The 206-nt window shown below is 39.8% G+C and carries 1 protein-coding gene; it reads right to left on the reverse strand.

Annotation, left to right across the window (positions count from 1 at the left end; genetic code table 11):
- Nucleotides 1-206: reverse transcriptase domain-containing protein (locus ACYQ2O_RS13975; protein ID WP_459796902.1), on the reverse strand; the 206-nt coding region annotated here is incomplete at both ends.

Below are 206 nucleotides of genomic sequence, written 5' to 3' on the forward strand. Positions count from 1 at the left end.
ACTAGGTCGGCATCCGACTTTCCCATATTATTATGAATATGGAAACCCAAGAATTTTGATTTGCTTGGAGTAGTGATTCGGCTTTTCTCTTTGTTAACTGTTAAGCGTAATTTGTCCTCGATAAATTCCGTGATATTTTCCATAACCCGTTCGCCCGCTCGTTTACTTTTAACATAGATGACGAAGTCATCTGCGTATCGAGCGAA

It is taken from the genome of Alkalibacterium sp. m-11, assembly GCF_054658155.1.